This window comes from Bacillus sp. PS217 (assembly GCF_037963535.1).
In the GTDB taxonomy this organism is placed as follows: Bacteria; Bacillota; Bacilli; order Bacillales; family Bacillaceae; genus Bacillus; species Bacillus subtilis.
In genome coordinates, this window is record NZ_CP150157.1 from 371,924 (window position 1) to 392,931 (window position 21,008).

19 protein-coding genes are annotated in these 21,008 nt (G+C 46.1%); 15 read left to right on the top strand and 4 right to left on the bottom strand.

Annotated elements, in window-relative coordinates; translation table 11 throughout:
* Nucleotides 1–26 precede the first annotated feature (26 nt).
* From amyE to NSQ83_RS02120, 3 genes are all read left to right on the top strand, one after another.
* Nucleotides 27–2,006, top strand: a complete 1,980-nt coding sequence (amyE, locus tag NSQ83_RS02110) for an alpha-amylase (RefSeq protein ID WP_217024592.1) — start codon at nt 27–29, stop codon at nt 2,004–2,006.
* Between the two features lie 176 nt (nt 2,007–2,182).
* Nucleotides 2,183–3,148: an L-lactate dehydrogenase gene (locus tag NSQ83_RS02115; RefSeq protein ID WP_024572029.1), complete on the top strand. Its 966-nt coding sequence runs from the start codon at nt 2,183–2,185 to the stop codon at nt 3,146–3,148.
* Nucleotides 3,149–3,179: 31 nt separating this feature from the next.
* A complete protein-coding gene (locus NSQ83_RS02120) occupies nt 3,180–4,805 on the top strand; it encodes an L-lactate permease (RefSeq protein WP_069322349.1) in 1,626 nt (541 codons plus the stop codon).
* 43 nt (nt 4,806–4,848) lie between these two features.
* Here the strand turns inward: NSQ83_RS02120 and bmr3 are convergent, their stop codons facing one another.
* Nucleotides 4,849–6,387 (bottom strand): multidrug efflux MFS transporter Bmr3, encoded by a 1,539-nt coding sequence (gene bmr3 / locus NSQ83_RS02125; RefSeq protein ID WP_003234681.1) that lies wholly within the window; start codon nt 6,385–6,387, stop codon nt 4,849–4,851.
* A gap of 112 nt (nt 6,388–6,499) precedes the next feature.
* Between bmr3 and NSQ83_RS02130 the strand changes: the two genes are divergently transcribed.
* From NSQ83_RS02130 to NSQ83_RS02140, 3 genes are all read left to right on the top strand, one after another.
* Nucleotides 6,500–6,964 carry a MarR family transcriptional regulator gene (locus NSQ83_RS02130; RefSeq protein WP_003246360.1) on the top strand — a complete coding sequence of 155 codons (465 nt, stop codon included), beginning with the start codon at nt 6,500–6,502 and terminating at the stop codon, nt 6,962–6,964.
* A gap of 73 nt (nt 6,965–7,037) precedes the next feature.
* Nucleotides 7,038–7,667 (top strand): LysE family translocator, encoded by a 630-nt coding sequence (locus NSQ83_RS02135; RefSeq protein ID WP_015252870.1) that lies wholly within the window; start codon nt 7,038–7,040, stop codon nt 7,665–7,667.
* A 69-nt stretch (nt 7,668–7,736) separates the two neighbouring features.
* Nucleotides 7,737–8,498 (top strand): YqcI/YcgG family protein, encoded by a 762-nt coding sequence (locus NSQ83_RS02140; RefSeq protein ID WP_044052645.1) that lies wholly within the window; start codon nt 7,737–7,739, stop codon nt 8,496–8,498.
* A 1-nt stretch (nt 8,499) separates the two neighbouring features.
* On the opposite strand, the gene NSQ83_RS02145 is transcribed toward NSQ83_RS02140, so the two are convergent.
* Complete coding sequence (locus NSQ83_RS02145) at nt 8,500–9,840, bottom strand: amino acid permease (RefSeq protein WP_024572720.1); 1,341 nt, start codon at nt 9,838–9,840, stop codon at nt 8,500–8,502.
* Between the two features lie 129 nt (nt 9,841–9,969).
* Between NSQ83_RS02145 and NSQ83_RS02150 the strand changes: the two genes are divergently transcribed.
* Both NSQ83_RS02150 and nadE read left to right on the top strand, forming a co-directional pair.
* Nucleotides 9,970–10,566: a DUF1989 domain-containing protein gene (locus NSQ83_RS02150; RefSeq protein ID WP_003246345.1), complete on the top strand. Its 597-nt coding sequence runs from the start codon at nt 9,970–9,972 to the stop codon at nt 10,564–10,566.
* A 129-nt stretch (nt 10,567–10,695) separates the two neighbouring features.
* Nucleotides 10,696–11,514 carry an ammonia-dependent NAD(+) synthetase gene (nadE, locus tag NSQ83_RS02155; RefSeq protein WP_003246440.1) on the top strand — a complete coding sequence of 273 codons (819 nt, stop codon included), beginning with the start codon at nt 10,696–10,698 and terminating at the stop codon, nt 11,512–11,514.
* Nucleotides 11,515–11,563: 49 nt separating this feature from the next.
* On the opposite strand, the gene tmrB is transcribed toward nadE, so the two are convergent.
* A complete protein-coding gene (tmrB, locus tag NSQ83_RS02160; protein WP_128442061.1) occupies nt 11,564–12,157 on the bottom strand; it encodes a tunicamycin resistance ATP-binding TmrB in 594 nt (197 codons plus the stop codon).
* A 277-nt stretch (nt 12,158–12,434) separates the two neighbouring features.
* On the opposite strand from tmrB, the gene NSQ83_RS02165 reads away from it, so the two are divergent.
* Nucleotides 12,435–12,995, top strand: coding sequence for a shikimate kinase (locus tag NSQ83_RS02165; protein WP_003246473.1), 561 nt, complete (start codon nt 12,435–12,437; stop codon nt 12,993–12,995).
* A gap of 27 nt (nt 12,996–13,022) precedes the next feature.
* Here the strand turns inward: NSQ83_RS02165 and NSQ83_RS02170 are convergent, their stop codons facing one another.
* Nucleotides 13,023–13,784: a class I SAM-dependent methyltransferase gene (locus NSQ83_RS02170; RefSeq protein ID WP_015715211.1), complete on the bottom strand. Its 762-nt coding sequence runs from the start codon at nt 13,782–13,784 to the stop codon at nt 13,023–13,025.
* 117 nt (nt 13,785–13,901) lie between these two features.
* Between NSQ83_RS02170 and NSQ83_RS02175 the strand changes: the two genes are divergently transcribed.
* The 6 genes from NSQ83_RS02175 to putP all read left to right on the top strand — a co-directional run bounded on the left by NSQ83_RS02175 (nt 13,902) and on the right by putP (nt 20,980).
* Nucleotides 13,902–14,876, top strand: coding sequence for a LysR family transcriptional regulator (locus tag NSQ83_RS02175; RefSeq protein ID WP_015715212.1), 975 nt, complete (start codon nt 13,902–13,904; stop codon nt 14,874–14,876).
* A 71-nt stretch (nt 14,877–14,947) separates the two neighbouring features.
* Nucleotides 14,948–15,904: a cephalosporin C deacetylase gene (gene cah / locus NSQ83_RS02180; RefSeq protein ID WP_015715213.1), complete on the top strand. Its 957-nt coding sequence runs from the start codon at nt 14,948–14,950 to the stop codon at nt 15,902–15,904.
* Nucleotides 15,905–15,987: 83 nt separating this feature from the next.
* Nucleotides 15,988–16,770: a nucleotidyltransferase domain-containing protein gene (locus NSQ83_RS02185; protein ID WP_003246492.1), complete on the top strand. Its 783-nt coding sequence runs from the start codon at nt 15,988–15,990 to the stop codon at nt 16,768–16,770.
* Nucleotides 16,771–16,959: 189 nt separating this feature from the next.
* On the top strand, nt 16,960–17,871 hold the full coding sequence (putB, locus tag NSQ83_RS02190; RefSeq protein ID WP_003246421.1) for a proline dehydrogenase PutB: 912 nt from the start codon (nt 16,960–16,962) through the stop codon (nt 17,869–17,871).
* Nucleotides 17,872–17,887: 16 nt separating this feature from the next.
* Nucleotides 17,888–19,435 carry an L-glutamate gamma-semialdehyde dehydrogenase gene (pruA, locus tag NSQ83_RS02195; RefSeq protein ID WP_003234655.1) on the top strand — a complete coding sequence of 516 codons (1,548 nt, stop codon included), beginning with the start codon at nt 17,888–17,890 and terminating at the stop codon, nt 19,433–19,435.
* A 123-nt stretch (nt 19,436–19,558) separates the two neighbouring features.
* A complete protein-coding gene (putP, locus tag NSQ83_RS02200) occupies nt 19,559–20,980 on the top strand; it encodes a sodium/proline symporter PutP (RefSeq protein ID WP_010886399.1) in 1,422 nt (473 codons plus the stop codon).
* The last annotated feature ends 28 nt before the right edge of the window (nt 20,981–21,008 follow it).

Below are 21,008 nucleotides of genomic sequence, written 5' to 3' on the forward strand. Positions count from 1 at the left end.
AAAAAATCAAATAAGGAGTGTCAAGAATGTTTGCAAAACGATTCAAAACCTCTTTACTGCCGTTATTCGCTGGATTTTTATTGCTGTTTCATTTGGTTCTGGCAGGACCGGCGGCTGCGAGTGCTGAAACGGCGAACAAATCGAATGAGCTTACAGCACCGTCGATCAAAAGCGGAACCATTCTTCATGCATGGAATTGGTCGTTCAATACGTTAAAACACAATATGAAGGATATTCATGATGCAGGATATACAGCCATTCAGACATCTCCGATTAACCAAGTAAAGGAAGGGAATCAAGGAGATAAAAGCATGTCGAACTGGTACTGGCTGTATCAGCCGACATCGTATCAAATTGGCAACCGTTACTTAGGTACTGAACAAGAATTTAAAGAAATGTGTGCAGCCGCTGAAGAATATGGCATAAAGGTCATTGTTGACGCGGTCATCAATCATACCACCAGTGATTATGCCGCGATTTCCAATGAGGTTAAGAGTATTCCAAACTGGACACATGGAAACACACAAATTAAAAACTGGTCTGATCGATGGGATGTCACGCAGAATTCATTGCTCGGGCTGTATGACTGGAATACACAAAATACACAAGTACAGTCCTATCTGAAACGGTTCTTAGAAAGGGCATTGAATGACGGGGCAGACGGTTTTCGATTTGATGCCGCCAAACATATAGAGCTTCCAGATGATGGCAGTTACGGCAGTCAATTTTGGCCGAATATCACAAATACATCTGCAGAGTTCCAATACGGAGAAATCCTGCAGGATAGTGCCTCCAGAGATGCTGCATATGCGAATTATATGGATGTGACAGCGTCTAACTATGGGCATTCCATAAGGTCCGCTTTAAAGAATCGTAATCTGGGCGTGTCGAATATCTCCCACTATGCATCTGATGTGTCTGCGGACAAGCTAGTGACATGGGTAGAGTCGCATGATACGTATGCCAATGATGATGAAGAGTCGACATGGATGAGCGATGATGATATCCGTTTAGGCTGGGCGGTGATAGCTTCTCGTTCAGGCAGTACGCCTCTTTTCTTTTCCAGACCTGAGGGAGGCGGAAATGGTGTGAGGTTCCCGGGGAAAAGCCAAATAGGCGATCGCGGGAGTGCTTTATTTGAAGATCAGGCTATCACTGCGGTCAATAGATTTCACAATGTGATGGCTGGACAGCCTGAGGAACTCTCGAACCCGAATGGAAACAACCAGATATTTATGAATCAGCGCGGCTCACATGGCGTTGTGCTGGCAAATGCAGGTTCATCCTCTGTCTCTATCAATACGGCAACAAAATTGCCTGATGGCAGATATGACAATAAAGCTGGGGCAGGTTCATTTCAAGTGAATGATGGTAAACTGACAGGCACGATCAATGCCAGGTCTGTGGCTGTGCTTTATCCTGATGATATTGCAAAAGCGCCTCATGTTTTCCTTGAGAATTACAAAACAGGTGTAACACATTCTTTCAATGATCAACTGACGATTACCTTGCGTGCAGATGCGAATACAACAAAAGCCGTTTATCAAATCAATAATGGACCAGAGACGGCGTTTAAGGATGGAGATCAATTCACAATCGGAAAAGGAGATCCATTTGGCAAAACATACACCATCATGTTAAAAGGAACGAACAGTGATGGTGTAACGAGGGCCGAGGAATACAGCTTTGTTAAAAGAGATCCAGCTTCGGCCAAAACCATCGGCTATCAAAATCCGAATCATTGGAGCCAGGTAAATGCTTATATCTATAAACATGATGGGGGCCGGGCAATTGAATTGACCGGATCTTGGCCTGGAAAACCAATGACTAAAAATGCAGATGGAATTTACACGCTGACGCTGCCTGCGGACACGGATACAACCAACGCCAAAGTGATTTTTAATAATGGCAGCTCCCAAGTGCCCGGCCAGAATCAGCCTGGCTTTGATTACGTGCAAAATGGTTTATATAATGACTCGGGCTTAAGCGGTTCTCTTCCTCATTGAGGGCAATGCTAGACGGGACTTACCGAAAGAAACCATCTATGATGGTTTCTTTTTTGTTCATAAATCAGACAAAACTTTTCTCTTGCAAAAGTTTGTGAAGTATTGCACAATATAAATGTGAAATACTTCACAAATAAAAAGACATCAAAGAGAAACATACCCTGGAAGGATGATTAATGATGAACAAACATGTAAATAAAGTAGCTTTAATCGGAGCGGGTTTTGTTGGAAGCAGTTATGCATTTGCGTTAATTAACCAAGGGATCACAGATGAGCTTGTGGTCATTGATGTAAATAAAGAAAAAGCAATGGGCGATGTGATGGATTTAAACCACGGAAAGGCGTTTGCGCCACAACCGGTCAAAACATCTTACGGAACATATGAAGACTGCAAGGATGCTGATATTGTCTGCATTTGCGCCGGAGCAAACCAAAAACCTGGTGAGACACGCCTTGAATTAGTAGAAAAGAACTTGAAGATTTTCAAAGGCATCGTTAGTGAAGTCATGGCGAGCGGATTTGACGGTATTTTCTTAATCGCGACAAATCCGGTTGATATCCTGACTTACGCAACATGGAAATTCAGCGGCCTGCCAAGAGAGCGGGTGATTGGAAGCGGCACAACACTTGATTCTGCGAGATTCCGTTTCATGCTGAGCGAATACTTTGGCGCAGCGCCTCAAAACGTGCACGCGCATATTATCGGAGAGCACGGCGACACAGAGCTTCCTGTTTGGAGCCACGCGAATGTCGGCGGTGTGCCGGTCAGTGAACTCGTTGAGAAAAACGATGCGTACAAACAAGAGGAGCTGGACCAAATTGTAGATGATGTGAAAAACGCAGCTTACCATATCATTGAGAAAAAAGGCGCGACTTATTATGGGGTTGCGATGAGTCTTGCTCGCATTACAAAAGCCATTCTTCATAATGAAAACAGCATATTAACTGTCAGCACATATTTGGACGGGCAATACGGTGCAGATGACGTGTACATCGGTGTGCCGGCTGTCGTGAACCGCGGAGGGATCGCAGGTATCACTGAGCTGAACTTAAATGAGAAAGAAAAAGAACAGTTCCTTCACAGCGCCGGCGTCCTTAAAAACATTTTAAAACCTCATTTTGCAGAACAAAAAGTCAACTAACCGCAACTTTAGAGTAAAGGGCTGATTGTCAATGTGGGAGCAGTTGTATGATCCGTTTGGAAACGAGTATGTGAGCGCACTTGTGGCGCTCACACCGATTCTCTTTTTTCTTTTGGCTTTAACTGTTTTGAAAATGAAAGGCATTCTTGCGGCATTTCTTACCCTAGCCGTCAGTTTCTTCGTCTCCGTTTTGGCATTTCATATGCCGGTTGAAAAAGCGATTTCTTCTGTTTTGTTAGGAATCGGGAGCGGGCTGTGGCCTATTGGCTACATCGTCCTGATGGCGGTGTGGCTGTATAAAATCGCAGTGAAAACCGGGAAATTTACCATTATTCGGTCCAGCATTGCCGGCATTTCGCCTGACCAACGATTACAGCTATTATTAATTGGTTTTTGTTTTAACGCGTTTTTAGAAGGCGCGGCCGGTTTTGGTGTTCCGATTGCGATTAGTGCGGCGCTGCTCGTCGAACTTGGTTTTAAACCGTTAAAAGCGGCGGCGCTCTGCTTGATTGCAAACGCCGCCTCCGGAGCCTTTGGGGCGATTGGGATTCCTGTCATCACAGGGGCGCAGATTGGTGATTTGTCTGCTCTTGAGCTGTCTCGGACATTAATGTGGACACTGCCGATGATCTCATTTTTCATACCATTCCTGCTTGTATTCCTATTAGACCGAATGAAAGGAATCAAACAGACATGGCCCGCTCTTCTGGTTGTGAGCGGTGGGTATACAGCGGTTCAGACACTGACAATGGCGGTGCTCGGGCCGGAATTAGCAAACATTTTGGCGGCCTTATTCAGCATGGGCGGGCTTGCCCTCTTCCTCCGCAAATGGCAGCCGAAAGAGATTTACCGCGAGGCAGGGGCCGGCGATGCTGGTGAGAAAAAGGCATACCGTGCCGCTGACATTGCGAAAGCGTGGTCTCCTTTCTACATTTTAACTGCGGCGATCACCATTTGGAGCCTTCCTGCCTTCAAAGCGCTTTTCCAAGAAGGCGGGCTGTTATATCAATCAACGCTCCTGTTCAAAATGCCTTTTCTGCATCAGCAAATTATGAAAATGCCGCCGATTGCGCCATCTGCCATGCCGTTAGATGCAGTCTTTAAAGTTGATCTGCTGTCAGCGACTGGAACAGCGATTTTAGCGGCGGTCATCGTGACAGGGCTGTTCAGCAAAAATTTCTCTTATCGGGATGCCTTTGCTTCCTTGAAGGAGACGGGAAAAGAGCTGTGGGTGCCGATTATCACGATCTGCTTCGTGATGGGGTTTGCCAATCTGGCCAACTTCGCAGGGCTCAGCTCTTCAATTGGGTTAGCATTGGCGAAAACAGGAGACCTGTTCCCGTTTGTCAGTCCTGTTCTCGGCTGGATTGGCGTGTTCATCACCGGTTCTGTTGTCAGCAATAATGCTTTGTTCGGCCATTTGCAGGTTGTCACGGGAGCGCAGATCGGTGCGGGTTCAGATTTGCTGTTAGCCGCAAATACGGCGGGCGGTGTCATGGCGAAACTTGTTTCTCCTCAATCTATCGCCATCGCTGCCGCAGCGGTCGGCCAAACAGGCAAGGAATCTAAACTGTTTAAAAGGACAGTGGCGTACAGCCTGATTCTGTTATTGATCATTTGTATATGGACGTTTATTCTTGCAAGATTAGGAGTGTAATATAAAAAAGCAGTACATGCCCAGCATGTACTGCTTTTTTATGTTAATTTGCTTTCTTTGTCATTTCGGCTGTTGTTTTCACTCTGGCTTTCCCCATAAATAAAATGGTAACCGCCGCGAGGACAATTGGAATCAAAGCGAGCAAAAACACATACGTAATACTTGATGACATCGCGTCAATAATGCGATTCAGGATCGCATCAGGAATCTGGGAACGTGTTCCCGCTTGGAATATCTCCTGCGGGTCGCCAATATTTTGCGCAGCACCTGATCCCGCTGAGCCTTTCATACCGCTGAAGGCGTCGCTCAGCTTGTTCGTGAATACGTTTGTTTGCACCGTTCCGAAAATGGTGACGCCTAAGGTCATGCCAAATGATCGCAAAAATGAATTTGTAGAGTTTGCCGTTCCCCGAAAGCGAGGTTCAAGATCATTCATCGATGCCGCCGGCAGCAGGGAGAAGTTAAAGCCTACACCAAAGCCTGAAATCATCATAAAGACTGTCAGCCATACCCGTGCTGTGTCAGGCGTCATATTGGAAAGAAGCAGCATGCCGATAAAGAAAGCTATAACAGATATCAGCATCAAATTGCGGAAGCTTGCCTTCGTTTGGAAGATCCCGCCGATCATGCTTCCGATGACTGATCCAATCATCATCGGCGTCAGAATGAAGCCCGCGCTTGTCGCCGAGCTGCCGTAGACCGCCTGAACGAAAATCGGAATAAATACCGCTAAAATAATAAATGTTCCGCCATACAGGAAAGCGAGAATCTGCGCTGTGGCAAACAAGCGGTTCTTAAACATCCAGAAAGAAATAATCGGCTCTTCTGCTTTTCTCTCCACAATAAAAAAGGCAATGAAGAAAACGGCGAATACAATAAACAGCCCGATGATCTGAATGGAATTCCAATCGTATGTTTTGCCGCCAAGCTCAAGGGCGAACATCAGACATACAATGGATACGACTAAGGTAATCGCGCCGCCCCAGTCTATTTTCTGCTTTCTGTGCTCCAGAGATTCTTTGTAGTAGCGAATAATGAAAAACAATGACAATGCGCCGATCGGCACATTGATGTAAAACACCCAGTGCCAGCTGATCGAATCTGTAATGATCGCGCCTAAGAGCGGACCAAGAACACTGGATAATCCAAATACAGCACCGAACATGCCGGACATTTTTCCGCGTTTTTCCGGCGGAAACAAATCAAAGATAATGGTAAAGGCAATCGGCAGGAGCGCGCCGCCTCCGATCCCTTGAATGGCCCGGAAGATGATCAGCTGATTCATCGTCTGGGCAATCCCGCATAAAGCAGAACCGATTAAGAAAAAAATAAGTCCAAACAGGAAAAAACGTTTTCGGCCGTACATATCGGAAAGCTTGCCGTAAATCGGCATGCCAGCCATAACCGCCACCATATAGGATGCCGTCACCCAGGCAAATTTATCGAAGCTTCCAAGATCGGCTACGATATTGCCCATCGCGGTGGCAACAATCGTATTGTCCATTGCAGACATCAAGATGCCCAGCAGGAGACCGAGGACCACAAATTTGGTGGAAGCCTGTTTTGCTGTTGTTGTGTCCATTTGTTCTACCTCCTCTTACTTTTCTATGTAAGTTCTGATATCATGATAATAGTTTGATTGTTGAATATCTCGATTATCAAGATAAACTCGATTTTATAGGGAGGACTGTCAGTTGTCAACAAGAAATTCCAGAAGTGAGTTGGAAAAGACTGCTGTTCAGCTTTTTCGAAAACTGGGCACAAGAACGGTTCTGTTTCATCAGGCAGCCGCTCAAGCTCTCGGTCTGTTTCCCACCGATTTGAAATCAGCTGACATTTTAAATGAAGCAGGGCCGATGACGGCCGGAGAGTTGGGGAAAAAAACCGGCCTCAGCACGGGTTCCGTCACGGCGCTTGTTGACCGGCTGGAAAAAGCGGGGTATGTGGCTCGTGAAAAGGACCCGAACGATCGCAGGAGAGTCGTAATCGTCCCTTTGACTGCTTCGAAAAAACATATAAAGGATTTGTTCCGTCCTCTGTCTGAGTCAACGATGGATTTGTGCCGCGAATATACGGAAGAGGAGCTGGAACTCATTTTCAGTTTTGTAGGCAAAGCCGCCGATATTATGGAGGAAGAGCTTGAACGTCTGAAACAGTAAGTGAATTTGTGCATAGCTTGGCCCGTTCCCGAATAAATTGTACAAGTTACATAAGAGAAGGGAGTACGGGCCGGTGAACATTTTTTTGAGCTATATTGTGCTGGGACTGTCCTTGTCTGCGCCTGTGGGGCCAGTGAATGCGGCGCAAATAGACAAAGGAATTAAAAACGGTTTTTGGCATGCATGGATTTTCGGTTTAGGCGCCATGACAGCGGATGGGCTGTACATGCTTTTTATCTATTTCGGGTTGTCGCAGTTCTTGACCGCTCCATTTGTGAAAACGTTTTTGTGGCTCTTCGGCTTTTTTGTCCTGACCTATACCGGAATTGAAACGCTGAAAAACGTCAGAGAACCGATGGATGTGCGAAGCTCGCGGGGGAAACCGTCATACAGGAAAACATTCGCATCGGGTTTTCTCATTTCATTGTCAAACCCATTGAGCATCCTTTTTTGGCTTGGAATTTACGGAAGCATTCTTGCGAAAACAGCAGAGGCCTACAATATGAATCAGCTTCTAATCTATAGCTCCGGCATCATGATCGGCATTTTAATCTGGGATTTCTGCATGGCTATCACAGCCAGTACGTTCAGAAACCTGCTTCATGAAAAGCTATTGAGAGGATTGACCGGAATCGCCGGTGTATCCCTCCTTGTGTTTGGCTTTTACTTTGGTTATCAGGGCATCCAACAGTTATTGGGCTGATTCATGAAGGACAGTCACCTGCCGCTTCCAGTTTTAATATAGTATCCAGATGATACTGGAGGTGGATCAATGGTGAATGGGATTTACACCAAAAGTTTTCTGGAACGTATTCAGGAAGAGCTTCCTGAATGGCAAAGAATCGCTTTTGAGCTGCTGGCAGAAACTCTGGGGGACGACGCGGATACGTTTCCGTGCATTCCCGGACGCCAGGCGTTTCTGACTGATCAGCTTCGGATTGCTTTTGCCGGAGATCCGCGGGAAAACTGTACAGCGGAGGAACTGGCTCCGTTGCTTGCGGAGTACGGCAAGATATCGCGGGACACGGGAAAATATGCATCCCTCGTTGTGTTGTTTGATACACCGGAAGATTTGGCGGAGCATTATTCGATTGAAGCGTATGAAGAGCTGTTTTGGCGCTTTTTAAATAGACTGAGTCATCAAGACGAAAAAGAATGGCCGGAAGACATTCCGGCCGATCCTGAGCATTATAAATGGGAGTTTTGTTTTGACGGCGAGCCGTATTTCATTCTGTGCGCTACACCGGGGCACGAGGCAAGAAGAAGCCGGAGCTTTCCTTTTTTTATGGTCACGTTTCAGCCAAGGTGGGTGTTTGATGACCTAAATGGATCAACTGCATTTGGCCGTAACATGAGCAGGCTGATCCGATCTCGTTTAGAGGCCTATGATCAGGCTCCGATTCACCCGCAATTAGGCTGGTACGGAGGAAAGGATAATCGTGAATGGAAGCAGTATTTCCTCCGTGATGACGAAAAACAGGTATCGAAGTGCCCGTTTTCTTATTTAAAGAACATGTTCAACAAAATGAAATAAATCAAGGACTGGCAGGGCGATCTTTATGACCCTGCTTTTTTTGATAGATCATGGTAACGATGGCGATGATCACGAGAAAACCTATGCTGACGAAAAAACCGGGCCGGCTTGATTTTTCAAACAATGTACCGGACACAGCCGCAGCAATCAGAACCATCGCTAAATAAATTTGCGTTTTTCCCATGCCCTCGGGATCAGTCAGCTTTTTGCTGGAGAACAGGATAAACAGCCAAGTGTATAAAAGCATAAGCCCCGCAGCTGTTGTCATATGCTCATAAATGTTTTTAGGCAGCACTAACGACAGAATAATGGAGAGAACAAGCCCCGCAAACGTCAGCCCAAGTGCCGGCCAGCATATTTTTTTGCCTTCCTTGAGAGTAAAGCATTTCGGCGCGTCGCCGTCATCAGCCATCGTACAAAGCAATGTCGTAACGGCAAAAAGCGAAGCGACAAGGGTCGAGAACCCGGCGATGATGAAAATCCCGTTAAATATATCAAGGATGATCTCAAGGTTATATCCTTTTAATGATGTAATGAACGGACTGTCCTGTTCAGTAAACGCGTGTAACGGAACCAAAAGCAGAGCAAGCCCGATTGAAATGATATAAATAATCGCCAGCGTCGCCAGCATCAGTTTCCCTGATTTAGACGCTTCCTCAGGTTTTTTTAAGTGAACCGCCATCAGCCCCATGACCTCAATTCCGCCAAAAGCGTAAAACGCGTAGATTAAACCTGTCCACAGCCCCATGGCGCCGTATGGGAAAAACTCACTCGTCTTATTTGGAACATGTATGCCATGATTTCCGCCGGACAGGATACCGCATAAAGCCAGGATGGCAATGACAATAAACATAAAAATAGCAGCTGTTTTAATCACTGCCAGCACGTTTTCTGTTTTTTCAAAGACGGACAGGCCGGTGAAAATAATAAGGAGCCCAAGTACTGCGTAGATTGAGGCAAACACCCATAGCGGCACTTGAGGAAACCAATGCTTCGTAAAGAGCGAAATGGCTGTCAGCTGGCTTCCGGTAATCAGCATTTCTGATGTCCAGTACACCCAGCCGTTGCTGAAGCCTGCCCATTTGCCGAATGCTTTTCGGGCATACGCACAAAACGAGCCCTTTTCCGGCTGCTTCGCCGATAGCTTGGCGAGCTGTTCAAAGACAAAATACGTACCGATCCCTGCGATCAGAAATGAAAGGAGAACGGAAAAACCGCTTTTTACAATTGCGATGCTGGAACCGAGAAAGAAGCCTGTTCCAATCGTGCAGCCGACTCCGATCAGTGACAGCTGCCACCAAGCCAGATTCCCTTTTGGCTGGTCTTTTTTTGTTTGGCTCATTATTTATTCAACCCCTTTTATCTAAGGTTAGATTGTGATCTGTCCGAAGCTTATATACATCGGATTTTTGCCTCTTTTTACATGGAGAAGGAAGCGGACGCTCATACTAATGAAAAAAGGAGCAAACCAATGACACAGCAATATATTGTGGAGCCGAAAAAAGGGCTTGGGCTGAAGCTGAAAAAGGGTCAGATTTTAAAGGTGGTTGATGTAGAAGGGCAGCAGGTGGCTGATTTTGTCGCATACCATGCCAAGGATTTTTATGAACACCTTGATCAGGGAGCGACGATAGACGCCAATCACTCCATTCATGTGAAGGTCAACGACCATCTCTACTCCAACCTGTATAAGCCGATGTTAACCCTGATTGAAGATACGGTCGGCAAGCATGATCTGCTGCTGCCCGCCTGCCGTCCTGATATGAACAGGCTCTTATATGGGAAGCAAAAGGATGAGTTTCAGGATACGTGCTATGACAATATGAACCGTGCGCTTGAGCAGTTTGGCGTACCGAAGCCTCACATGCATTACCCATTTGCGATTTTTATGAATACTGTCCTTGATGAGAAAGGGAATCTGTCTGTGGAAACGCCGCTTTCGAATGCCGGAGATTATGTAAGGCTCAGGGCGGAGATGGATTTAATTGTCGCGTTTTCTTCCTGCCCGATTGAAAAAGGGAAATGCAATGGCGACAGTGTGACATCCATACGGGTTGAAGTCAGCTGATCTCTCTTGTTCACTGTGAATGAAGACCTGTGCTATATTTAATAGGGATACATAACAGTCATGATTCATTTTCATTGATTTGGGGAAATGATCAGTAACAAGGGAAAATGTACAGGAGGAATGATTGGGATGAGCATGCAGGAAAAGATTATGCGTGAGTTACATGTGAAGCCCTCAATTGATCCAAAGCAAGAAATTGAGGACCGAGTCAATTTTCTAAAACAATATGTAAAGAAAACTGGTGCTAAAGGCTTTGTATTGGGAATCAGCGGCGGCCAGGATTCAACACTTGCGGGAAGACTCGCTCAGCTTGCGGTGGAGAGCATTCGCGAGGAGGGCGGAGACGCTCAATTTATCGCTGTCCGTCTTCCGCATGGCACACAGCAGGATGAAGACGATGCCCAGCTTGCTTTGAAGTTTATTAAGCCGGATAAATCATGGAAGTTTGATATTAAATCAACAGTCAGCGCTTTTTCTGATCAGTATCAGCAGGAAACAGGCGATCAGCTGACTGACTTTAATAAAGGAAACGTAAAAGCAAGAACAAGAATGATCGCGCAATACGCGATCGGCGGCCAGGAAGGCCTTCTTGTGTTAGGAACAGACCATGCTGCTGAAGCAGTGACTGGTTTCTTTACGAAGTACGGTGACGGCGGAGCAGACCTCCTGCCGCTGACAGGCTTGACGAAGCGCCAGGGAAGAACCCTGCTGAAAGAGCTGGGTGCACCGGAACGCTTATACTTAAAAGAGCCGACTGCCGATCTGCTCGACGAAAAACCGCAGCAGTCGGATGAAACAGAGCTTGGCATTTCCTACGACGAGATTGACGATTATCTCGAAGGAAAAGAAGTATCAGCGAAAGTATCAGAAGCGCTGGAAAAACGCTACAGCATGACTGAACATAAACGCCAGGTCCCGGCGTCTATGTTTGATGACTGGTGGAAATAAGTTGAAGAAAGCCCGCTCTCGGAGCGGGCTTTTGTCGTGTACAGAAGCTTTATTTGATGCGGATATGATTCAGCTTTACCATTAATCTGTCGGCGAACCTTCGGAGGCTGCCTCTCGTATCAGGATCTAATGGGAGTTCGGCTCTCGCGGCAATGTTCTCTGCCACATCCTGAATCGACAGGTTGTCTGTTTGAATGTGGTCCTCAAAAATGGGTGATGATAAACCTTCAATGCAGCGGTCAATTTGTTTGGCGGCCCAGGAGTTTTTTCCTTCTGCTCTGGTGCGCAGCCTTTTTAACAAGGTTTCCTTTGAAGCCATTAGTGTAAAGTGGCGAACGATCCTGCCTTCATGCCTGAGCCTGCCGATGATCTCATTGAAGTATTCAGGATGTACAATCGTCATAGGCACAATAATGATGCCGCGGTATGTATCTGTCAGAGAAGCTAGCAAACTGTAATTGAACGCCCGCCATAAAGGATAGCTTTGAAAATCGTCCTTTGCGATCTCCTGCGGCACCATGGAGCGCAGCGCAAAACCCATTTTCTCGGGATCATACACGTAAGATGGGTTCAGCCTTCTGTGCAGTTCGAAGGCTGTTTGTGTTTTTCCGGAACCGAATGCCCCGTTTATCCAAATGATCATCGCCATTTCTCCCTTCCTATTTATCATACAGAAAAAGACCCTTCCATCGAAGAGTCAGCTGGAAAAACAATAAAGGCGGAAGGTTTTAACGCTTTTTTGCGTCGAAGTATTAAAATACCTGCAGAAATGTTGTACAATGAATGTCATTCAGGCAAAAATGATTAAAAAAAAAAGCGCACTATAAGCTTGACCGGTAAAGCCGGTATCTATATAAATATTCGCTAAATAAGCATATAATGAATATAAAATTTCATTCCTTAGGAGGATTTCGCCGAAGATGAACGCTAAACGAGCCATCCCAGTAAGAGAAAGAAATATCGTCCTGATCGGATTCATGGGTGTAGGAAAAACGACAATCGGCCAATTGGTCGCTAAAAAATTATATAGAGATTTTATTGATATTGACCAACAGATCGAAAAGGATTTCAATATGTCAATTCCTGAGATATTTGAGAAAAAGGGGGAAGACTTTTTCCGGAAAACGGAGAAGGAATATATTTTAGACATCTGCCATCATAAACGATTCAAAATCGTATCTCTGGGCGGGGGATCTTTTAAACAAGAAGAAATCAGAAATTGCTGTCTGGAAAACTGTCTCGTGCTTCATCTGGACCTGTCATGGGAGAACTGGAAGCAGCGCGCGGATTTATTGATCGAAAGCCGCCCTGTACTGCATAACCGTTCAATGGATGAAATGGAACAGCTGTTTAACGAAAGAAAAGTCATTTATGACAAGCACAATTCAAAAGTGGCAACAGACAACCTTTCCCCGGAAGAGGTTGCCGATTACATTGTTGAGACATTAAAAATTGGCTGGGATCTTTATCAGCCGATGTAAAAAGCCGTGCGCAGCGCACGGCTTTTTTTATCGTTTTATCCCTTGTATCAAAATCGCTTTTAAACAAAAGGAGATGGGCTGTCCGTTTTGGTTCAATGTAATACAGAACGTGTCGCGTGCTTCGTCTGATGCGTGATTCAAGTGGGTAATGATTTGTTTTTTCCGGTCAGCGGGAGTTCCGCCTCGTTTGATCCAGCTATCGTATTGAATCGGCAAGTTCCACTTTTGGATGTCTTGATAGGGCAGTTGATTGGCGCTGAACATCGACTGCCATTCTGATAATGAGCTTTCTCGAACATGGGAAGGGTCTCGAAGCCGGTTCAAATGATTGACAAACTCATCAAGAACGGGATCTTCAGGCGCGTAATGATCAACTAAGAGAAAACGTCCGTCCTGTTTTAGTACGCGTGCAACCTCGCTGACAGCTTTGCGGACATCTGAAAAATGGTGGGCTGCGTATCGGCAGGTGATGATGTCAAATGAATCGTCGGGGAAGGGGAGTGACTCTGCCGTTCCTTGCTGAAAGCGTACGTTTTCAGCTCCTTTTTCTTGCGCGAAGGAGGACGCAACCTCAACCATCTCTTTCGTCGCATCAACACCGATGCACTCCTGTACATAAGGAGAAAATGCCAGCGCCGTATGGCCGGCGCCCGCTCCTATATCCAGCACTCGATGCTCTGCCCGGCATTCCGCTGTTTTGATCATCAACCCCAAATCTTCCCCCTCGGCAAATACCTTTTCATCCCGATACATCTCGGCGTTTTTAGAAAACGGTGTTTCATTAGTCATTTGAACCAGCTCCTTCTTTTCGTAAATGATGATATGGATTATGTTAGCAATTTTTGTTATGATTCGTCCAAGATATAAAAATGATGAAAATGATAGGTTCAACCTATGGAGGCTGAAATGGATATTAAAGTGATGGAATATGCAGCGGAAATTGCCCGGCGCCAAAGCTTTACAAAGGCGGCGGAACATCTTCATATCGCACAGCCGTCTCTCAGCCAGCAAATCAAAAAGCTTGAGGCTGAGCTGGGGCTTACCCTTTTTCACAGATCCCATAGCTCTGTTACACTGACACCTCACGGCAGGCGTTTCATTGAAAAAGCCGAGGACATCATTCGTTCCAGAGATGATTTGCTTCGGGAAATGCAGGAGCGATCACAGGGAATCGGTCATAAATTATCCATCGGGATTCCTGCTGTAACAGGGAGATATCTCTTTCCCCCGCTGCTGAAGCAGTTTTTGGCGCGCTATCCTCATGTGGAGGTTCAGCTTGTTGAAAAAGATCCGGTTTCATTGGAGGAGATGACGGCAAAGGGAGAAGTTGACCTTTCTGTTATATCCTTGCCCATCGAGGATGAACGGCTCTCCATTACACCCTTGCTCACGGAACCGGTTGTTCTCGCGGTGCCGAAGGAAAAACAAAGGTGGATGCCGCCGGAATTGGTCGCTCTGATTGAGAAAGCGCTGGAAGAAGATGAGGGACGCCAGCCGTGTGTGCCGATTGACATGGTAAGGAACGTGCCCTTTATTCTGTTAAAAGAAGGCTTCGGCTTTCGCAGGACAGTTCTCGATCTCTGTGCGGAAAGCGGCTTTAAGCCGAATGCTGCCTTTAAGACGAGCCATATTGAAACCGCCCAATCTCTTGTGGCTAATGGATTAGGTGTGACTATGGCACCGAATATGGTCAGAAGGGATAAAGATCCGGGTGTGATCTATTTATCGATTCAATCCGCGCCATCACGAACCCTCGTCTTTGTCTTTTTAAAGAACCGCTATGTCAGTCTGACGGCCCAGGCCTTTATGGAACTAAGCCGGGAAAGTCTTAAACAAACGTTTGATGAAGGCTGTCTGGGAAACAAAGATGAAAATATTTAGAAAACAAAGACGAAACGTGGTAGTATAGGAATACAAACTAAATCTTATAAAACAAAGGGGAATAATCGGAAATGCAACTATTCGATCTGCCGCTCGACCAATTGCAAACATATAAGCCTGAAAAAACAGCACCGAAAGATTTTTCTGAGTTTTGGAAATTATCTTTGGAGGAACTTGCAAAAGTCCAAGCAGAACCTGATTTACAGCCGGTTGACTATCCTGCTGACGGAGTAAAAGTGTACCGTCTCACATATAAAAGCTTCGGAAACGCCCGCATTACCGGATGGTACGCGGTGCCTGACAAGGAAGGCCCGCATCCGGCGATCGTGAAATATCATGGCTACAATGCAAGCTATGATGGTGAGATTCATGAAATGGTAAACTGGGCACTCCATGGCTACGCCGCATTCGGCATGCTTGTCCGCGGCCAGCAGAGCAGCGAGGATACGAGTATTTCACCGCACGGTCACGCTTTGGGCTGGATGACGAAAGGAATTCTTGATAAAGATACATACTATTACCGCGGTGTTTATTTGGACGCCGTCCGCGCGCTTGAGGTCATCAGCAGCTTCGACGAGGTTGACGAAACAAGGATCGGTGTGACAGGAGGAAGCCAAGGCGGAGGTTTAACCATTGCCGCAGCGGCGCTGTCAGACATTCCAAAAGCCGCGGTTGCTGATTATCCTTATTTAAGCAACTTCGAACGGGCCATTGATGTGGCGCTTGAACAGCCGTATCTTGAAATCAATTCCTTCTTCAGAAGAAATGGCAGTCCGGAAACAGAAGTGCAGGCGATGAAGACACTTTCATATTTCGATATTATGAATCTCGCTGACCGAGTGAAGGTGCCTGTCCTGATGTCAATCGGCCTGATAGACAAGGTCACGCCGCCGTCCACCGTGTTTGCCGCCTACAATCATTTGGAAACAGAGAAAGAGCTGAAGGTGTACCGCTACTTCGGACATGAGTATATCCCTGCTTTTCAAACGGAAAAACTTGCTTTTTTTAAGCAGCATCTTAAAGGCTGATAAATGTGAAAAGCCGCCGCATATCATCAGGCGGTTTTTTTCTGCAAACTGCCGGAATGAGAACAGACTGGAGACGAATAGATATGAAACAAAGAATCATTGATGAATTAAAACGGATCGAGCAGTCATACGGAGTCAAAATCGTGTATGCCGTCGAGTCAGGAAGCCGCGCATGGGGATTTCCCTCGCAGGATAGTGATTACGACGTCCGCTTTATTTATGTGCCGAAAAAGGAGTGGTATTTTTCAATTGAGCAGGAGCGTGATGTCATTGAGGAACCGATTCACGATTTGCTGGATATCAGCGGCTGGGAGCTGAGAAAAACGCTTCGGCTTTTCAAAAAATCAAACCCTCCGCTCCTCGAATGGCTGTCCTCAGACATTGTGTATTATGAAGCATTTACGACCGCAGAGCAGTTAAGAAAACTGCGCACGGAGGCATTTAAGCCTGAAGCAAGCGTGTATCACTATATCAATATGGCGAGAAGGAACGTCAAGGATTATCTACAAGGACAAGAGGTCAAAATTAAAAAGTACTTCTACGTTCTTCGGCCTATTTTGGCCTGCCAATGGATTGAAAAGCACGGAACCATACCGCCAATGGACTTTACTGTTTTGATGAATGAACTTGTTGCTGAACCCGAGCTGAAGGCTGAAATGGAAACCTTGCTTGAACGGAAAAGAAGAGGGGAAGAGCTTGACCTCGAAGCAAGAATCGATGTTATTCACCAATTCATTGAAACGGAAATTGAAAGAATCATGGAAGCGGCAAAAGAACTGAAGGCAGAGAAAAAAGATATGACATCTGAATTGAACCGTTTGCTTTTGAATACGGTTGAAGAAGTGTGGAAGGATGGAGGAAGCTGATGTTTTTTGTCGCTTCCTTTTCTCCTTTATTCGACAGAATACCCCCCGACTTTCTAACTATCTGATTGTGGCAAACCCACAAAAATAATCAGAATCTTTGTATTTTGAGAATATTGTGAACGCCTGTTTTGTCCATTTACAATAAACTCATACAAATACTTCTTAGATTGCGGGGTGTTGAGGTTGGAAGTGATCACAAGAGATTTTTTCTTATTTTTATCCAAAAGCGGCTTTCTCAATAAAATGGCGAGGAACTGGGGAAGCCGGGTAGCAGCGGGTAAAATTATCGGCGGGAATGACTTTAATAGTTCAATCCCGACCATTCGACAGCTTAACAGCCAAGGCCTGTCAGTTACTGTCGATCATTTAGGCGAGTTTGTGAACAGTGCCGAGGTCGCACGGGAGCGTACGGAAGAGTGCATTCAAACCATTGCGACCATCGCGGATCAGGAGCTGAACTCACACGTTTCTTTAAAAATGACGTCTTTAGGTTTGGATATAGATATGGATTTGGTGTATGAAAATATGACAAAAATCCTTCAGACGGCCGAGAAACATAAAATCATGGTCACCATTGACATGGAGGACGAAGTCAGATGCCAGAAAACGCTTGATATTTTCAAAGATTTCAGAAAGAAATACGAGCATGTGAGCACAGTGCTGCAAGCCTATCTGTACCGGACGGAAAAAGACATTGACGATTTGGATTCTTTAAACCCGTTCCTTCGCCTTGTAAAAGGAGCTTATAAAGAATCAGAAAAAGTAGCTTTCCCGGAGAAAAGCGATGTCGATGAAAATTACAAAAAAATCATCCGAAAGCAGCTCTTAAACGGTCACTATACAGCGATTGCCACACATGACGACAAAATGATCGACTTTACAAAGCAGCTTGCCAAGGAACATGGCATTGCCAATGACAAGTTTGAATTTCAGATGCTGTACGGCATGCGGTCGCAAACCCAGCTCAGCCTCGTAAAAGAAGGTTATAACATGAGAGTCTACCTGCCATACGGCGAGGATTGGTACGGCTACTTTATGAGACGCCTTGCAGAACGTCCGTCAAACATTGCATTTGCTTTCAAAGGAATGACAAAGAAGTAAAAAAGGAGAGATTATCATGACAACACCTTACAAACACGAGCCATTCACAAATTTTCAAGATCAAAACAACGTGGAAGCGTTTAAAAAAGCGCTTGCGACAGTAAGCGAATATTTAGGAAAAGACTATCCGCTTGTCATTAACGGCGAGAGAGTGGAAACGGAAGCGAAAATCGTTTCAATCAACCCGGCTGATAAAGAAGAAGTCGTCGGCCGAGTGTCAAAAGCTTCTCAAGAGCACGCTGAGCAAGCGATTCAAGCGGCTGCAAAAGCATTTGAAGAGTGGAGATACACGTCTCCTGAAGAGAGAGCGGCTGTCCTGTTCCGCGCTGCTGCCAAAGTCCGCAGAAGAAAACATGAATTCTCAGCTTTGCTTGTGAAAGAAGCAGGAAAGCCTTGGAACGAGGCGGATGCCGATACGGCTGAAGCGATCGACTTCATGGAGTATTATGCGCGCCAAATGATCGAACTGGCAAAAGGCAAACCGGTCAACAGCCGTGAAGGCGAGAAAAACCAATATGTATACACGCCGACTGGAGTGACAGTGGTTATCCCGCCTTGGAACTTCTTGTTTGCGATCATGGCAGGCACAACAGTGGCGCCGATCGTTACTGGAAACACAGTGGTCCTGAAACCTGCGAGTGCTACACCTGTTATTGCAGCAAAATTTGTTGAGGTGCTTGAAGAGTCCGGATTGCCAAAAGGAGTAGTCAACTTTGTTCCGGGAAGCGGAGCGGAAGTAGGCGACTATCTTGTTGACCATCCGAAAACAAGCCTTATCACATTTACGGGATCAAGAGAAGTTGGTACGAGAATTTTCGAACGCGCGGCGAAGGTTCAGCCGGGCCAGCAGCATTTAAAGCGTGTCATCGCTGAAATGGGCGGTAAAGATACGGTTGTTGTTGATGAGGATGCGGACATTGAATTAGCGGCTCAATCGATCTTTACTTCAGCATTCGGCTTTGCGGGACAAAAATGCTCTGCAGGTTCACGTGCAGTTGTTCATGAAAAAGTGTATGATCAAGTATTAGAGCGTGTCATTGAAATTACGGAATCAAAAGTAACAGCTAAACCTGACAGTGCAGATGTTTATATGGGACCTGTCATTGACCAAGGTTCTTATGATAAAATTATGAGCTATATTGAGATCGGAAAACAGGAAGGGCGTCTAGTAAGCGGCGGTACTGGTGATGATTCGAAAGGATACTTCATCAAACCGACGATCTTCGCTGACCTTGATCCGAAAGCAAGACTCATGCAGGAAGAAATTTTCGGACCTGTCGTTGCATTTTGTAAAGTGTCAGACTTTGATGAAGCTTTAGAAGTGGCAAACAATACTGAATATGGTTTGACAGGCGCGGTTATCACAAACAACCGCAAGCACATCGAGCGTGCGAAACAGGAATTCCATGTCGGAAACCTATACTTCAACCGCAACTGTACAGGTGCTATCGTCGGCTACCATCCGTTTGGCGGCTTCAAAATGTCGGGAACGGATTCAAAAGCAGGCGGGCCGGATTACTTGGCTCTGCATATGCAAGCAAAAACAATCAGTGAAATGTTCTAAGCGGGACTAAATGGGCATCCTCCCTGCGGGGGTGTCCATTTCATCCATATACTATAAAAAAGAGGAGGAAGTGCCATAGAAAACACACAGCTGATTATTTCGATTTGTATTTATATGGCGGGAATGCTGCTAATCGGCTACTTTGCTTACAAGCGTACGTCGAATCTGACGGATTATATGCTGGGAGGACGCTCTTTGGGTCCGGCAGTAACCGCTCTCAGTGCCGGCGCTGCCGATATGAGCGGCTGGCTGCTAATGGGGCTTCCGGGCGCCATGTTTTCTACTGGTCTGAGCGGCGCTTGGATCGTCATCGGACTTTGCCTTGGAGCGTGGGCGAACTGGCTTTACGTCGCACCACGGCTGAGAACCTATACTGAAAAAGCGGGGAATTCTATTACAATTCCCGGATTCCTGGAAAATCGCTTCGGAGATCAAACAAAGCTTCTCAGACTGTTTTCGGGAATTGTCATTTTAGTCTTTTTCACGTTTTATGTATCGTCCGGAATGGTGTCCGGCGGCGTCTTATTCAACAGCATCTTGGGGATGGATTATCACACCGGCCTGTGGATTGTGACGGGTGTTGTTGTGGCATATACCCTGTTTGGCGGCTTTTTGGCAGTCAGCTGGACAGATTTTGTTCAGGGGATTATTATGTTTGCCGCACTCATTCTTGTGCCGATCGTTACGTTTTTCCACACGGGAGGAGCAGGTGATACAGTTGCTGAAATCCGCTCTGTAGATCCTGATATGTTTAATATTTTCAAAGGAACGAGCGTCCTTGGCATTATTTCTTTGTTTGCCTGGGGGCTGGGATACTTTGGCCAGCCGCATATTATTGTGCGTTTTATGGCGATAACGTCTGTCAAAGAGATCAAAAGAGCGCGCAGAATTGGGATGGGCTGGATGATTTTGTCTGCAGTAGGCGCAGTGCTGACCGGTTTGGGCGGAATCGCTTATTACCATCAGCGCGGCATGACACTGAAGGACCCAGAGACGATTTTTATTCAATTAGGGAATATCTTGTTCCATCCGATTATCACGGGTTTTCTGATTTCAGCGATTTTGGCCGCGATTATGAGTACAATTTCTTCCCAGCTGCTTGTGACATCAAGCTCTCTGGTAGAAGATTTGTATAAGTCGATGTTCAGACGCTCAGCTTCAGATAAAGAACTGGTGTTTTTAGGCCGACTGGCTGTTCTGGCTGTTTCAATTGTCGCGTTGGTTCTGGCTTGGGAGAAAAATAACACCATCCTTGGATTGGTCAGCTACGCGTGGGCGGGCTTCGGTGCATCATTCGGGCCAGTTGTACTGCTCAGTCTGTTTTGGAAACGAATGACCAAATGGGGGGCACTCGCCGGCATGATTGTGGGAGCAGCGACTGTAATCATTTGGGCGAATGCCGGTCTTTCGGACTTTCTGTATGAAATGATACCTGGTTTTGCTGCGAGTCTATTATCTGTCTTTTTTGTCAGCATATTGACGCAGGCTCCGTCACAAGCTGTCACAGACCAGTTCAACGACTACCAAGATACAATGTCGCAATAAAGATCGAAAGGAGGAGGAAGGGGCTGTC